We start from the raw sequence: 13,716 nt of genomic DNA, 5'->3' as shown, positions 1-13,716 counted from the left end.
ATCGGACGATGGTGACTGGCAGGAGGAAGCGATGGACCTTGTCACGCATAAGAAGATGAAGGGCGGCCGGCTTATGCCTTGGGGCAAAGGCACCGTCGTGACCGGCGCCAAGGGATATATCTTCCTTGCCGGCAATACGGGCACGGCAGAGAACTATGACCCGTCGAGCGGCGAGGGCGGCGCCGTTGGCGACGCGGCGACGCAATGGCGCTCCATATTGGAGAACATCAAATCGGACCTGGAAGAACTCGGCAGTTCGCTCGAATATCTCCTCAAGATCACACAGTACGTCAAAGGGCCGTTTCCAGACGGCGGCGCGCTGAGCTCGCCCAACTTCCGGCTGGACGTCATGGACGAATTCTTCGCCGAGCACTGCCCGAAGCACTGCAGCTACAACAATCCGCCGCCATCGGAAGTGATCGGGGTTGCAGCACTTGCGCATCCCGATCTCGTCATCGAGATCGTGGCCGTCGCCGCTCTGCCGGACTGAGGACGCCAGGCGCCGAAGGCAAAATATCAGGGCACGATCAGTGTGCCGGCGCCGTGTTCGGTGAAAAGTTCGAGCAGCACCGAATGCGGCGTCTTGCCGTTGAGGATGACGACGCCTTCGACGCCGCGCTCGATGGCCTCGATGCAGGTCTCGACCTTGGGGATCATGCCGCCCGAGACCGTACCATCCTTGATCAGCGCCCTGGCCTCGGCGACCGTCAGCTCGTCGATCAGCTTCTTGTCCTTGTCGAGCACGCCCGGCACGTCGGTGAGGAACAGGAGGCGCGAGGCCTTGCAGGCACCGGCAATGGCGCCGGCGAAAGTGTCGGCGTTGATGTTGTAGGTGTGACCGTCGCGGCCGGGCGCCACCGGCGCCAGCACCGGGATCATTTCGGAGCGTGCCAGAAGGTCGAGCAACGTGCGGTCGACCTCGACCGGTTCGCCGACGAAGCCGAGATCGAGCACACGCTCGATGTTGGAATCGGGGTCGATCATGGTCTTGCGCGCCTTTTCGGCGAACACCATGTTGCCGTCCTTGCCGCACAGGCCAATCGCCCATTCGCCCTCGGCATTGATCAGCGCGACGATCTCCTTGTTGATTGACCCGGCCAGCACCATCTCGACGATCTCGACCGTCTTCTGGTCGGTGACGCGCAGGCCGCCCTCGAATTTGGATTCGATCCCCATCTTGGCCAGCATGGCGCCGATCTGCGGGCCGCCGCCATGGACGACGATCGGGTTGACGCCGGACTGCTTCAACAGCGCGATGTCGCGCGCGAAAGCCTTGCCCAGTTCGAGATCGCCCATGGCATGGCCGCCATATTTCACCACGACCGTCTTGTGCTCATAGCGCTGCATGTAGGGCAGCGCCCGCGACAAGAGGGCGGCCTGCATTTCGGCGGTGGCGGCGACGTCCGTCATCGGCGTGGTTCCCTGGCTTCTGGTTCTATGCATGTCGTTGTCCCAAACCGCTGGGCACTTTTGGGCGACATGCATCAGGTGGAGACGGCGGCGTCTTAGCGGCAATTGACGCGAGCCGCAAATGGCATTGCTGTCATATTCGAGCGGTTCACGATGTCGTCATTATGACGGCACCATCAGCGGCGCCCGCCGCGTCAGCCAGCCCGAGATTTTCTCCATCTGCGCGGCGAGCGACAAAAGCGTTTCCTCGTCACCCGGACGGCCGGCGGCCTGGATGCCGAGCGGCAGGCCGGCGTCCGTGACATGGACGGGGAGCGCGATCGACGGCTGGCCGCTGACATTGTGGATCGCTGGCCAATGCGTGAACCAAAGGCTCTTGTCCATCAGCTGGCCGAACAATGGTTTGATCTTGAGCAAGGAGGTGAGGTGAAGCTTGTCGAGCAGGTTTTCGATCAGTTCATCGGCGCTTTTGGGATCCATGGCACCGCAGGCGAGCGGCGGGTGCGCGATGACAGGCATCAGCACCGCATCGTAGCGCGCGGTCTCCTCGATCAGTTGCCGCGAGGTGGCGTGCAGCCGCTGCAGGCCGGCATAGGTCTGGCCGGCCGAGACCATTTCGCCCAACCGGCCGAGCACCCGCGTGGCGCGCTCGATGTCGCCCGTCACGGAACGGCCGACGCGCAGCGCTTCGGCCCGCAACGAGCCGGCGACGGCGGAGGCGACCGTCGTGCAGAAATCGGCGAAGAAATCACGGCCGATGAAAGGGAGTTCGATATCCTCGACCGAATGGCCGCCTTCACGGGCGAGCGCCACGGCAATGTCGAGCGCCTTGAGCGTCTCGGCCGAAATCGGCAGGCCAAGCGGCGACTTGCGGTACACCGCCAGCCTGAGCTTGCCGGGATCGCGCGCCGCGGCAGCGGCGAATGTGCCCTTTGGCGGCAGCGCGGCATAAGGCGCCAGCGTATCTGGACCATGGGTGAGGTCGAGCAGCAGCGCGCAGTCACGCACCGAACGGGTAACGGCGTGATCGACGACCATGCCGTACCAGCTTTCGCTCACCAGCGGCGACAGCGGAACGCGGCCTCGCGAGGTCTTGAGGCCGACAAGCCCGCTGCAGGCCGACGGCACGCGGATCGAGCCGCCGCCATCCGAGGCGTGCGCCACCGGCACGACGCCGGCGGCGACCAGCGCTGCCGAACCGCCCGACGAGCCGCCGGTGGTGTGGCCGGTATTCCAGGGATTGCGGGTGATGCCGAAGGCTTTGGATTCGGTCATCAGCCGCAGCCCGTGCTCGGGCGACGTCGAGGTGACGATCGGGATCAGCCCGGCCGCGAGATAGCGCTCGGTCATCACCGAGTTGAAATCGGGCACCCAGGCCGGAATGCGGCTGCCGCCATGCGACGGCACCCCTTTGATGGCGATGCCGAGATCCTTGATGGCAAAGGGCACGCCGGCCAGCGGCAATGAACGGTCGATGCTCTTCGCGCGGGTCCGCGCGGACTCATAGAGCGGCTCTGCCGTTGCATTGATTTCGGGGCGGGTGGCCTCGGCACGGGCGATCGCCGCCTCGGTCAACTCGATCGCCGACAGTTCACCCTTGCGCACCAGACCGGCAAGACCGGTTGCGTCTTCTTCCCACAGGATCCGTTCGACCGACATGCGCGCTCCCCCACCTCCGCCAAGCTAGCCAGCGGCGATTCCCTTGGCAATCCAGGCCGATAGTGTCTCAGTTTGGAATTTGAGCGGTGACTCTTTGTAAGACGGCTATCTTCCAGCGTAGGGAGGGGGAGCAATCGCCCCCGGAACGATGTCGGTGTTCTGGGCAACCTTTATCCGCCAACCCGATTGTTCTTCCTTCACAACCAGAAGCAGAATGCCTTCTCGTATGCCGGCGGATGAGCCGTCCGGAGTGGATGCGCCGGTCAGGATCCATGTATAGTGCACTGATGCAAGGCCCGAGGATAATTCAACAACCGACGAGACAACACCCTCCAATCGGCTGTTACGAAACATGGTTTCATGAGTTGCGCGGTGCGCCTGTTCGATCTCGGTGCGGTTCTTCCACCACATGCCCACGACATTGACGAAATTTGCGTCGTCGGCGAACAACGCTGCGAAGTCGTCCATATCATGTCTGTTCCAAGCATCGGCAAAGGCAGTGGCGGCATCCTCAGGTTTGGCGACCACCAATCCCATGACAAATCTCCGTTGCGTCCGCTAAAGCGTAGCATGTCGGGGTCATCGCCTCAAATGCGATCGCCGCCTTTTGAATTTCAAACTGGGACACTGCCCCGAGGCACGTGTGCGGACGCCCAAACTTTAGGGGCGCGGAATATTTCCGTCGTTGCAAATACAACGCTTTTGCCTAATTTGGCGCGCATGACGCCGCAGGACATCACCAAGCTGATCGTCCGGACTTCGATGAAGGATCGGGCCGCATTCGACCTGCTCTACCGGCAGACCAGTGCGAAACTTTTCGGCGTTTGCCTTCGTGTATTGAACGACCGGGGAGATGCGGAAGAAGCGCTGCAGGAAGTCTTCGTCAAGATTTGGACGAAGGCGGACCGTTTTGCTGTCTCCGATCTGAGCCCGATCTCCTGGCTGGTGGCAATCGCGCGCAATCATGCGATCGATCGCATCAGGGCGCGGCGCAAGCCTGCCGTCGATATAGATGCCGCGCTCGAGGTGGCCGATCCGGCGCCGGGACCTGAAGCGATGGCGGTGGCGGGCGATGAATTCGGACGCATCCACCACTGTCTCGATGAATTGGAAACGGACCGGGCGGCGGCCGTCCGCGGTGCTTACCTCAAGGGCGAAAGCTATGCCGAACTGGCGGAACGTCACGGCGTGCCGTTGAATACGATGCGTACCTGGCTGCGCCGCAGCCTGATGAAACTCAGGGAATGTCTGGAAAGATGACGCTGGCAGAGGACAACGGACCGGAACGTGGGGGCGACGACCTGTTCGCCGCCGAATACGTTCTTGGCGTTCTGTCGGCGGAAGAGCGGCAGATAGCATCCAGGCGCATCGATTCCGAAGCCGATTTCGCGCGGCTCGTCGACGGCTGGGAAGTTCGCCTGTCGCTGCTGGCATCAGCCTATCCGGAAATCGAGCCGCCGGCTTCGGCAAAGTCGGCGATCGATCGCCGGCTGTTTTCAGCCACCGACGCCGCGCCCGCCGCGACACCCGCCGGCCTGTGGTCCAGCCTCGCCTTCTGGCGCGGCCTTGCGGCGGCCGCTCTCGCTGCTCTGGCGCTCTACATCGCCGTCCCCTACCTCAACCCACCGGCCGCACCGCAGACGCGCCTTGCCGCCTCGCTTGCGGCCGAGGGCAGCGACGTCAAATATCTGGCCGTCTACGACGCTGCCCGCCACGATGTCGGTCTCTCTCTCGTCTCCGGCGAACGCGCCGCCGGCAAGGACTTCGAACTGTGGATGATCGAGGGCAAGAATGCTCCGGTCTCGATGGGCGTCATCCCGGCCGGCCAGACCGCGCATGTGACCGTTGCCCCGGCGGTGCAGCAGAAACTCGCGCAGGGCGCCGTGCTGGCCGTCAGTCTCGAGCCTGCCGGAGGCTCGCCTACCGGCCAGCCGACCGGACCCGTCGTCGCCGCGGGCGATTTGAAGGGCATCTGACCGACCCCTTCGGACAAGGTTCTGCTCCCGAAGATGTGATCGGGCGAAAGATGTAACAAGGAGCTTGCCGCGGACGAACCCGCTGCAAGAGCCCTCCGTCGATTGCGTCGTCTCGCTCCGCTGATCCGCAATCGACACGAATGCTCCGTGCCGCCCACGGTCAACCGTGTACGGCGCGGAGTCTCGTTTTGGGGGCAACCGTCACCGGCTTTTGACTTTCGGGCGGCGGCATAGTTTGGCAACAGACGACAGGAGGAACTGGTCATGAACCGTCGCGACTTTCTTTTGAGTGGTGCCGCCGCTATCGGCGTCGTCGGGGCCGCGGCAACGATGCTGCGCATGGGCAGCCCGCAGGCCGCACAAGCCGCCGAGAAATTCGAGATCACCAAGACAGACGACGAATGGAAGGCCATCCTGTCGCCGGCCGCCTTCGACGTGCTGCGCAAGGAAGGCACGGAGTATCCGGGCACCAGCCCGCTACTCAACGAACACCGCAAGGGCATCTTCGCCTGTGCCGGCTGCGACCTGCCGGTCTATCCCTCTGAGACGAAATTCGATTCCGGCACTGGCTGGCCGAGCTTCTGGCAGGAGATCGCCAATGGCATCGGCAAGACCGAGGACCGGTCGCTGGGCATGACCCGCACCGAAGTGCATTGCCGCCGCTGCGGCGGCCATCTCGGCCATGTCTTCGACGACGGTCCGGCGCCGACCGGCCTGCGCCACTGTATCAACGGCGTGGCGCTGACCTTCAAGCCGGCGACCGCCTGACGATATCAAGGCAATAAAAAACTCCGGGCTTTTGCGGCCCGGAGTTTTTTGCGTGGTCAGAGCTTTTCGGGCGTGGACTGGAGGAGCTTCCCGAAACCGCTGCCCACTTTTTCTTTGCTTCAGTGCCCGCCGCCGCCACCACCGGGCGCGCCCGGCTTCCTGATCAGCATGGTGAAGAACCCCAGCGTCCCGAACAGTACGGTCAGCAGATAGAACACATCCATGAAGGACAGCAGCGCCGCCTGCTGGTGGACCATGCCCGACAGCTTGGAGATCGCCGCACTTGTGGCATCCAGGCCGGTGGTCTGCTCGAAATTGAGCGTCATGTTCTGCAGCTTGGTCTGCGCGGCGGCACTGCCCCACTGCACGTGCTCGGAGAGCCGGGCATAGTGGAAGGCATTGCGATCGATCAGCACGGTGTTGATGATGGCAAGGCCGACGGCGCCGCCAAGGTTGCGGGTGAGGTTGAACAGTCCGGACGCGTTCTTCAACCGGTCCGGCGGCAAGGTGCCGAGCGCGATATTGTTGATCGGCACCATGCACAGCATCATCGAGCAGCCGCGCAGGATCTGCGGGATGAGCAACTCATAAAAATCCCAGTCGGCGGTCAGATGCGTCATCCACCAGGTGCCGGTGGCGAAGCCGAACAGGCCGATCATCATCATCAGCCGCAGATCCATCTTGCTCGACAGGATGCCCGAGATGGGCGCGGTGAAGAACATGGCCAGACCGCTGACGAACAGCGCTTCGCCGATCATCATCGAATCGTAGCCGCGGATGCGTCCGAGGAAGACCGGGTAGAGATAGGTCAGGCCATAGAGGCCGATGCCGATGACGAAGGAAAACAGCGAGCCGAAGGCGAAATTGATGTTGCTGAAGGCTTTGAGGTCGACGATCGGTTCCTCGGCCGTGAAGACACGCCAGAAAAAGATCGCCGCGCCGATGGTCATGACGATGGCGCAGATGAACACGGCCTGGTCCTGCAGCCAGTCGTTGTTCGGACCCTCCTCGAGCACATACTCCATGCAGCCGAGGAAGGCGGCCATGCCGGCGAGGCCCCACCAGTCGAACTTCGAGAACAGCTTGAGATTGGGCTTGTCGAAATCGATCAGCGACCAGGCCGCGGTCGCGACCAGAATGCCCGGTACGACATTGACCAGGAACAGCCAGTGCCATGAAAAGGCGTGGCTGATATAGCCGCCGACGGTCGGGCCGATGGTCGGCGCCAGCGTCGCCACCAGGCCGATCATCGGCGAGACGATGGCGCGGCGCGAGGGCGGGAAGATGGTGAAGGCCGCCGCAAAGACACTCGGGATCATGCCGCCGCCGATGAAACCCTGCACGGCGCGGTAGACGATCATCTGGTCGATGTTGGTGGCGGTCGCGGCCAGGGCGCTGGCCGCGGTGAAGCCGGCGGCCGCGACGGTGAACAGCACGCGCGTCGACAGCATCCGGCTGAGGAAGCCCGACAGCGGGATCATGACCACCTCGGCGATCAGATAGGCCGTCTGCACCCACGGGATCTCGTCTGAGCTGGCGCTGAGGCCGGCCTGGATCTCGGCCAGCGAGGCCGAGACGATCTGGATGTCCAGGATCGCCATGAACATGCCGAACACCATCGCCAGGAAGGCGATGACGCGTCGGGTCGAGATGGTGTCGGGCGCGGCCGGTATCGCCGGCGGCGATCCTGCGGTGATGGTTGCGGTTGCCATGTCCTGAGCCTCCTTGAGGCAGGCTGGGCGGCTCGGTGCTTCAATCAGCCACCAAGCCGCCCTCCGAAAAGCGATTAGTTACTGGTCGCGGCAGGCGCGGTGCGGCTGTCGACGGCGACGACGACGCTCAAGCCGGCGCGCAGCTTGCCGGCTTTCAGCGCGTCGGCCGGCACCTCGATGCGGACCGGCACACGCTGCACCACCTTGGTGAAGTTGCCGGTCGCGTTTTCCGGCGGCAGCAGCGAGAACACCGCGCCTGACGCCGGCGCCAGCGAGGAGACGGTTCCCTGGATGGGGTGGCCGTCGATGGCGTCGACCGAGATGTTGACCTTTTCGCCTGGCACGAGCCGCGCAAGCTGCGTCTCCTTGAAATTGGCGACGATATAGAGCTTGTCCATAGGCACGACCACGGCGAGCTTCTGGCCGGGGCTGACCAGATCGCCCTGTTCGACGGAGCGGTTGCCGACGACACCGTCATAAGGTGCCTTGAGCACGGTGAAGGAGAGATCGCGCGCGGCCTTGTCGCGGCCGAGCTGCAGCGATGCCAGTGTGCTGGCGGATTCTGCGCGCTGCGCCTCGAGCACGCCGATATTGGCCTGCGCGGCGGCGATCTGCGCATCGGCGCCGACGAGCGCGGCCTTGGCCTGGTCGAGCGCGGTCTGGGCGTCGTCCAGCTGTGCCTGCGTGCCGACATGCGTCTTGACCAGTTGCGCGGCGCGCTGCTGGGCACGGCCGGCATTGTCAGCGGCGGCCTGGTCGGCGACCTTCTGCGCCTGTGCCTGCTGCAGGGAGGCCTGCGCGGCCTTGGTCTGCGCGTCGATGCGGTCGAGCGTCTTGGCCAGCGTGGCGATCTGCGCCTCGGCCTGGGCAACGGCGATCTTGTAATCGCCGGCATCGATCGTCAGCAGCGGATCTCCGGCCTTGACCTGCTGGTTTTCGCTGACCAGGATCTGATCGACATAGCCGGAAATTTTTGGCGAGACGAACGACATGTCGGCCTGGACATAAGCATCGTCAGTCGAGATCATGAAGCGGCCAGTGGTCCAGTAATCATAGCCGTACCAGGCGCCGCCGCTCAAAAGGGCAAGGCCGATGATCGGCAGCAGGAAGGAACGCACCGAGCGCTTCTTCTTGGCCGGAGCTTCAGCCTCCGGCGGCGGTGCGACAGCCGGCTGGACATGCACATCGGGCGCTTCCGTCGCCGGGGCGACCTTGGCATTGGGAAAAGGGCGGACTTCGGCGGTGGCGGGCGTGTTCGAGGACATGACATCTCTCTAATGTTATAATACTGAACCGTTCGGTTCGATCTGGCCGTTGACATAGCGCGTAAAGAGGACCATATCAAGAGGAAATCGAACCGGGTGGTTCGAATTATTTTGAGGTGCGACTTATATGGATGAGACTGTGGGCAACGCCGAGACCGACCCGTGCGAAGACCTGCTGGAAGGTCTGCGCCGCGGCCGGCCGGCGGCTGGACAGGACCCGGTCAAGCGCAGCCAGATCATCGACGGCGCCCGTCGTGTCTTCATTGAAAAGGGCTTCGAGGCCGCCTCGATGAACGACATCACGCGCGAGGCTGGCGTCTCCAAGGGCACCATCTATGTCTATTTCGCCAACAAGGAAGAGCTGTTCGAGGCGCTGATCGAGGAAGAGCGCGGCACCATCTTCAAGAACATGTATGATATGCTCGACCGCGCCGACGACCTGCGCCAGACGCTGATCAAGTTCGGCAAGGTGCTGTCCATGAAGATCACCTCGGCCAGGGTCATCCAGGCGCAGCGTACGGTTATCGGCGCCTCCGACAGGATACCGGACATGGGCGCGCGTTTTTACGAACGCGGGCCCAAGCGGGGCCATGACAAGGTCGTGATATTCCTCAATGCCGCCATCGAACGCGGCCTGCTCGAGATCGAAGATGTCGATCTCGCAGCCTATCAGTTCACCGAATTGTGCCTGGCCGGTCTTTTCCGGCAGTGCATCTTCGCCTACCGCACCAAGGCCCCGCCCCAGGACGAGATCGACCACATCGTCAGGTCGGGCGTCGACATGTTTCTGAAAGCCTACGGCACCCAAAGGCTGGCAGAGGGAGAAAAGACCTTACATTCATCCTGACAGGACTATCCGAAACGGCCGTCCATTTTTTTGCGGAGGCCGGCTTGACCTCAAAGCGCTGAGCGTCAACGTCTGGATCTCGGTAGAACCGATCGTTCCGCGGTTCTCGTTCGCGAGTGTGAAGGCAGATCCGGATGGGCGTTCCGAAGCTCCAGAATGAGATGCGACGCATCGTGGCGGACTTCAACGCCGGTCGCCACGAGCAGGCACGGCTGCTTTGCGAGGAGGCTCTTCGCCAGACGGCGGACGACCCTGCCCTCAACCACCTCATGGCCGCCGTTCTTTTCGCCAAGGGAGAGATATCGGGAGGCCGCGCCCATATTCAGGCAAGTCTGGCGATCCGGCCTGACAACGCATCCGCTCAATTGCTCGCCGGCCGCTTGGCGCGGGCGGCACGGGATTTTGACCATGCGCTGTTCCATTTCTCACGCGCGGCCGAATTGGCGCCTGGTGCCGCTGCGCTCATCGAGCAGGCGCGAACGCTCGATGAGGCAGGCGACCGGACCCAGGCGCTCGAGCTGTGGCGACAGGTGACACTTGCCGATCCCTTGTCGGCGGAGGCGGCAGCGCGCCTGGGCCGCATGCTGTTCGAGGACGGAATGCCCGCCGATGCGGCACCTTTGCTGGAGCGGGCCGTAAAGGGAGACGCGCCTGCATCGGCGTGGTTCGACCTCGCCCTTGTCAGGCAGGATCTGCATGATGATGCGGGGGCAGCGGCCGCCTATCGCAAAGCGCTGGAGATACGCCCCGACAACGCCGAGGCGGCGGTCAATCTGGGGGTAGTGCTTCAGGAAGCGGGCGACATGGACGCCGCGATCGAGGCCTATCGAACGGCCTACGAGCAACGCGCTACAACCTTCGGCATCATCGCGATGGCCCTGACGTCAGCGCCGCACGGCAAGCTTTGGATCGATCGCGAAACGTTGAAGGGCTTGCTTGGAGGTTAGCGGGCGCGCTTTACGCGAAACTGCTTCCGGTAGACGCCGGGTTCGGCAAGAACATCGGCGACGGTTTTTTCATAGGAGGCCTTGCGCACGGCATCGAAGCTTTCGAAGACAAGTTCGGGCGCGGCGCGCGGCACGGGAAAGCATTGCGCAACCGGTGTGCCCTTCGCCAGCACGCCGGAGAAACCCTGGTCGGTCCAAATCGCCGGGAAATTGATGCCGGCGTCCTGGAAGTGATCTGAATCGACGACACCAGTCACCAGGCGGAAAGGAAGATCATCGCGGTTGACCGGATGGGTGGCGAAGAGGGACCAGCCTTCCTCCAGCTCGATCGTCCAGAAACTGTTGAATTTTATGGCCGCCAGCCCATTCGATAACGGTGCGCCGGCGAGCTGTTCAGCGACATGGAAGCTGAGCGGCGAACGCGGGTGGCCCTTCGTTGACGGCTCGGCGATGTCCCACCGCCATTCGAAGGCCCCGTTCTCAACGGTCACGTCGCATGGCAGCAGGATCATGAAGCCATGCGTCATGGCATCGACGAAGGGCGGACACTGTTTTACCGTCCTGATCTCTCGCCCATGGATTTCCGAATAGGCTTTCGGAGGCATCTTGCGGAGCCAGTCGGGCAGGACGCCGCGCGCGGGAACCGGCCGGGGCAGCATTTCGGCAAGCGCGGGATCACAACGAAAAACGATACGCATCCGGTTGCCCTCGAACGGCACTGCGATGTTGACGGATTGCCAGGGCGCGGTCAACGGATCGCGTAGGACGACTAGCCGCCATTGGCCGCAAGCACGATCGCGGCCTGCAATTCCTCGAGGCCTTCGCCTTTTTCGGATGAGGTCGCCAGCACGAACGGAAACGCAGCCGGCCGCTTCTTGATCTTGGCCAGCGTCTCCTCGATCAGCCGCGGCACGCCGGCGGCTTTGATCTTGTCAGTCTTGGTCAGCACGATCTGGTAGGACACCGCCGCCTTGTCGAGCAGCGACAGCACCTCGTCGTCCTTGGCCTTGATGCCGTGGCGGGCATCGATCAGTACGTAGACCCGCTTCAGCGTGACCCGGCCCTTGAGATAATCGAAGACCAGCTTCGTCCACTCGTCGACCTTCTCCTTGGGCGCGGTGGCATAGCCGTAGCCCGGCATGTCGACCAGCGCCATTGGCGGCAGGTCGGCGCCCTCGCCGGAAAACCCGTCCGGCACGAAATAGTTGAGCTCCTGCGTGCGCCCTGGCGTGTTGGAGGTGCGCGCCAGCCCCTTCTGGTTGACCAGCGCATTGATCAGCGACGACTTGCCGACATTGGAGCGGCCGGCAAAGGCGATTTCGGGCGGCCCTTCCGGCGGCAGGAACTTCATGGCCGGCACACCACGGATGAAGATCCACCCGCGCGTGAACAGGTCGGTGCCGATCGCGGTGCTGTTTGGAACGTTCAAGCTGCTGCCTCCAGAAGAGAGATATCGGCGCCCCTGATGGCGTCGAGGTTGCGGCCGACCTTGTCCACCGGCCAATCCCACCATGCCACCGCCAGCAGCCGCCGGATCGTCCTGTCGTCGAAACGCATCTTGACCACTTTCGCCGCGTTGCCGGCGACGATCGCATAGGGCGGCACATCGTGCGTCACCACCGATTTGGCGGCGACGATGGCGCCATGGCCTATTTCCACGCCAGGCAGGATCACCGCCTCCATGCCGATCCAGACATCGCTGCCGACCACCGTGTCGCCGCGCACTTCCTTCGACCAGGTCGCCGGGTCAAACCCGTTTTCCCAGCCATGACCGAAAATGTTGAACGGATAGGTCGAAAAGCCGGACATGGCGTGGTTGGCGCCGTTCATAATGAAACGCGCGCCTTCGGCGATGGCGCAGAATTTGCCGATGATGAGCTTGTCGCCGATGAAGGTATAGTGATGCAGCACGCATTTTTCGGCGAATTTGTCCGGCCCGTCCGGGTCGTCATAATAGGTGAAGTCGCCGATCTCGATATTCGGCACTGTCACCAGCGGTTTCAGGAAGCCGACGCGCGTGTGCATCGGGATCGGGTGCTTGATGCCGGGGTTGGGTCCGTTCATGTGGGTTCGTCCGGGAACTGGCAGACAGCCGCATCCGTGACCGGAGGCGCCTGCTCAAAATAGCGTGATCCGCCCTATAGCACCAATCGGCCGGGGAGCGAGTCTTCCGTGGCGGACAAGCTGATTTGTTGCCGCGGCGGATCACGATCGGGCTGGACAGCACGCTATCGAAACCACTGCCCTGATAGACCTGAACGTTCGACGCTCCGGGCGGCAGCACGAAGGTGTGAGGTACAGGACCCCGGCTTCGCCGATAGGCTTCCCAAGAAACATGGCACCTCGTCATGAGGCGGGGATGGCGGACCGAGAAAGCCCCGACGATCCGCCAACGCCCCCTTTTCGCCGGAAGCCGCTACTTCGGCAACAGAACCTTGTTGACGACGTGGATGACGCCGTTCGACTGGTTTACGTCGGCGATCGTCACCTTCGCCTCGCCGCCGGACTCGTCCATGATGTAGAGCTTGCCTTTCTTGATCTCGGCGGTGAGCGTGTCGCCCGACACGGTCTTCATCTCGTATTTGCCGCCCATCGCCTTGGCCTTCTCCATCATCTCGGCGCCTGAAATCTTGCCGGCCACGACATGTGCGGTCAGCACCTTGGCGAGCTTGTCCTTGTTCTCGGGCTTGAGCAGCGTATCGACGGTGCCCTGGGGCAGTGCCGAGAAGGCTTCGTTGGTCGGTGCAAAGACGGTGAAGGGGCCAGCGCCCTGCAGCGTGTCGACCAGGCCGGCCGCTTTGACGGCGGCGACCAGCGTCGTGTGGTCCTTCGACTTGACCGCGTTCTCGACGATGTTCTTGGTGGCGTACATCGGCGCGCCGCCGACATTCGGGTTCTTGGCATAGGCGGGAGCGGAAATCGCCATGCCGGCGACAAGGGCTGATATGGCGATGGTCCTGAATGTGGGCAAGCGCATGTGGTCTTCCTCCGGGTGAGGGCTGATCGGAATTGATAGCCTTTGGAAACGCACAAGCAGTCACGCCGCGCGAGCGCTTTCAGTTTCGCCGATCACGGGAACGTGAACGGATGCCCGCCCCAGAGAAAAAGCCCGGACGAGCCAGGCGTTTTCGA

At 63.1% G+C, this 13,716-nt stretch carries 15 protein-coding genes; 6 read left to right on the top strand and 9 right to left on the bottom strand.

Annotated elements, in window-relative coordinates; all coding sequences use genetic code 11:
• The first annotated feature begins 31 nt into the window (after positions 1-31).
• Positions 32-490, top strand: coding sequence for a RidA family protein (locus O7A70_RS21080; protein WP_337142110.1), 459 nt, complete (start codon positions 32-34; stop codon positions 488-490).
• A gap of 26 nt (positions 491-516) precedes the next feature.
• On the opposite strand, the gene argB is transcribed toward O7A70_RS21080, so the two are convergent.
• The 3 genes from argB to O7A70_RS21065 all read right to left on the bottom strand — a co-directional run bounded on the left by argB (position 517) and on the right by O7A70_RS21065 (position 3,606).
• Positions 517-1,410, bottom strand: coding sequence for an acetylglutamate kinase (gene argB, locus O7A70_RS21075; RefSeq protein ID WP_027143840.1), 894 nt, complete (start codon positions 1,408-1,410; stop codon positions 517-519).
• Positions 1,411-1,572: 162 nt separating this feature from the next.
• Positions 1,573-3,069: an amidase gene (locus tag O7A70_RS21070; protein WP_337142109.1), complete on the bottom strand. Its 1,497-nt coding sequence runs from the start codon at positions 3,067-3,069 to the stop codon at positions 1,573-1,575.
• Positions 3,070-3,174: 105 nt separating this feature from the next.
• A complete protein-coding gene (locus O7A70_RS21065; protein WP_337142107.1) occupies positions 3,175-3,606 on the bottom strand; it encodes an SgcJ/EcaC family oxidoreductase in 432 nt (143 codons plus the stop codon).
• 183 nt (positions 3,607-3,789) lie between these two features.
• Here O7A70_RS21065 and O7A70_RS21060 point away from each other — a divergent pair, with 183 nt between their 5' ends.
• The 3 genes from O7A70_RS21060 (at position 3,790) to msrB (ending at position 5,813) form a co-directional block, all read left to right on the top strand.
• Positions 3,790-4,329 carry a sigma-70 family RNA polymerase sigma factor gene (locus tag O7A70_RS21060; protein WP_027143843.1) on the top strand — a complete coding sequence of 180 codons (540 nt, stop codon included), beginning with the start codon at positions 3,790-3,792 and terminating at the stop codon, positions 4,327-4,329.
• Positions 4,326-5,045 (top strand): anti-sigma factor, encoded by a 720-nt coding sequence (locus O7A70_RS21055; protein WP_337142281.1) that lies wholly within the window; start codon positions 4,326-4,328, stop codon positions 5,043-5,045. Before O7A70_RS21060 ends, O7A70_RS21055 begins: the two co-directional genes overlap by 4 nt.
• A gap of 264 nt (positions 5,046-5,309) precedes the next feature.
• Entirely contained in the window at positions 5,310-5,813 is a 504-nt protein-coding gene (gene msrB / locus O7A70_RS21050) for a peptide-methionine (R)-S-oxide reductase MsrB (RefSeq protein WP_337142105.1), read from the top strand.
• A 119-nt stretch (positions 5,814-5,932) separates the two neighbouring features.
• Here msrB and O7A70_RS21045 read toward each other — a convergent pair whose 3' ends face one another.
• Positions 5,933-7,525, bottom strand: coding sequence for a DHA2 family efflux MFS transporter permease subunit (locus O7A70_RS21045; protein ID WP_337142103.1), 1,593 nt, complete (start codon positions 7,523-7,525; stop codon positions 5,933-5,935).
• A 74-nt stretch (positions 7,526-7,599) separates the two neighbouring features.
• Positions 7,600-8,790, bottom strand: coding sequence for an HlyD family secretion protein (locus O7A70_RS21040; protein WP_337142101.1), 1,191 nt, complete (start codon positions 8,788-8,790; stop codon positions 7,600-7,602).
• A gap of 127 nt (positions 8,791-8,917) precedes the next feature.
• Here O7A70_RS21040 and O7A70_RS21035 point away from each other — a divergent pair, with 127 nt between their 5' ends.
• Positions 8,918-9,637 carry a TetR/AcrR family transcriptional regulator gene (locus O7A70_RS21035; RefSeq protein ID WP_337142099.1) on the top strand — a complete coding sequence of 240 codons (720 nt, stop codon included), beginning with the start codon at positions 8,918-8,920 and terminating at the stop codon, positions 9,635-9,637.
• 134 nt (positions 9,638-9,771) lie between these two features.
• Positions 9,772-10,584, top strand: coding sequence for a tetratricopeptide repeat protein (locus O7A70_RS21030; protein ID WP_337142098.1), 813 nt, complete (start codon positions 9,772-9,774; stop codon positions 10,582-10,584).
• Here the strand turns inward: O7A70_RS21030 and O7A70_RS21025 are convergent.
• From O7A70_RS21025 to O7A70_RS21010, 4 genes are all read right to left on the bottom strand, one after another.
• The gene (locus tag O7A70_RS21025) at positions 10,581-11,282 is read right to left on the bottom strand and encodes a hypothetical protein (protein ID WP_337142096.1); all 702 of its coding nucleotides are present in this window, start codon (positions 11,280-11,282) and stop codon (positions 10,581-10,583) included. The genes O7A70_RS21030 and O7A70_RS21025 overlap by 4 nt on opposite strands.
• Positions 11,283-11,353: 71 nt before the next feature.
• Positions 11,354-12,013: a ribosome biogenesis GTP-binding protein YihA/YsxC gene (yihA, locus tag O7A70_RS21020; protein ID WP_027143852.1), complete on the bottom strand. Its 660-nt coding sequence runs from the start codon at positions 12,011-12,013 to the stop codon at positions 11,354-11,356.
• Positions 12,010-12,648 carry a CatB-related O-acetyltransferase gene (locus O7A70_RS21015; RefSeq protein WP_337142095.1) on the bottom strand — a complete coding sequence of 213 codons (639 nt, stop codon included), beginning with the start codon at positions 12,646-12,648 and terminating at the stop codon, positions 12,010-12,012. The genes yihA and O7A70_RS21015 overlap by 4 nt, the downstream gene beginning before the upstream one ends.
• 352 nt (positions 12,649-13,000) lie before the next feature.
• Entirely contained in the window at positions 13,001-13,561 is a 561-nt protein-coding gene (locus O7A70_RS21010; protein WP_337142094.1) for a fasciclin domain-containing protein, read from the bottom strand.
• Positions 13,562-13,716: the final 155 nt, after the last annotated feature.

The sequence above is a fragment of the Mesorhizobium sp. Cs1299R1N1 genome (genome assembly GCF_037179655.1).
In the GTDB taxonomy this organism is placed as follows: Bacteria; Pseudomonadota; Alphaproteobacteria; order Rhizobiales; family Rhizobiaceae; genus Mesorhizobium; species Mesorhizobium salmacidum.
The sequence above is the reverse complement of the archived record's forward strand: the minus strand, read 5'-3'. Positions and strand labels throughout refer to the sequence as shown.

What these genes read in the sequence shown, in the direction of transcription:
- O7A70_RS21060 (WP_027143843.1), top strand. Translation starts at nt 3,790, where the DNA reads ATGACGCCGCAGGACATCACCAAGCTGATCGTCCGGACTTCGATGAAG.
- O7A70_RS21030 (WP_337142098.1), top strand. Translation starts at nt 9,772, where the DNA reads ATGGGCGTTCCGAAGCTCCAGAATGAGATGCGACGCATCGTGGCGGAC.
- O7A70_RS21035 (WP_337142099.1), top strand. Translation starts at nt 8,918, where the DNA reads ATGGATGAGACTGTGGGCAACGCCGAGACCGACCCGTGCGAAGACCTG.
- O7A70_RS21065 (WP_337142107.1), bottom strand. Translation starts at nt 3,606, where the DNA reads ATGGGATTGGTGGTCGCCAAACCTGAGGATGCCGCCACTGCCTTTGCC.
- O7A70_RS21040 (WP_337142101.1), bottom strand. Translation starts at nt 8,790, where the DNA reads ATGTCCTCGAACACGCCCGCCACCGCCGAAGTCCGCCCTTTTCCCAAT.
- O7A70_RS21080 (WP_337142110.1), top strand. Translation starts at nt 32, where the DNA reads ATGGACCTTGTCACGCATAAGAAGATGAAGGGCGGCCGGCTTATGCCT.
- O7A70_RS21070 (WP_337142109.1), bottom strand. Translation starts at nt 3,069, where the DNA reads ATGTCGGTCGAACGGATCCTGTGGGAAGAAGACGCAACCGGTCTTGCC.
- O7A70_RS21015 (WP_337142095.1), bottom strand. Translation starts at nt 12,648, where the DNA reads ATGAACGGACCCAACCCCGGCATCAAGCACCCGATCCCGATGCACACG.
- O7A70_RS21025 (WP_337142096.1), bottom strand. Translation starts at nt 11,282, where the DNA reads ATGCGTATCGTTTTTCGTTGTGATCCCGCGCTTGCCGAAATGCTGCCC.
- O7A70_RS21055 (WP_337142281.1), top strand. Translation starts at nt 4,326, where the DNA reads ATGACGCTGGCAGAGGACAACGGACCGGAACGTGGGGGCGACGACCTG.
- argB (WP_027143840.1), bottom strand. Translation starts at nt 1,410, where the DNA reads ATGACGGACGTCGCCGCCACCGCCGAAATGCAGGCCGCCCTCTTGTCG.
- O7A70_RS21045 (WP_337142103.1), bottom strand. Translation starts at nt 7,525, where the DNA reads ATGGCAACCGCAACCATCACCGCAGGATCGCCGCCGGCGATACCGGCC.
- msrB (WP_337142105.1), top strand. Translation starts at nt 5,310, where the DNA reads ATGAACCGTCGCGACTTTCTTTTGAGTGGTGCCGCCGCTATCGGCGTC.
- O7A70_RS21010 (WP_337142094.1), bottom strand. Translation starts at nt 13,561, where the DNA reads ATGCGCTTGCCCACATTCAGGACCATCGCCATATCAGCCCTTGTCGCC.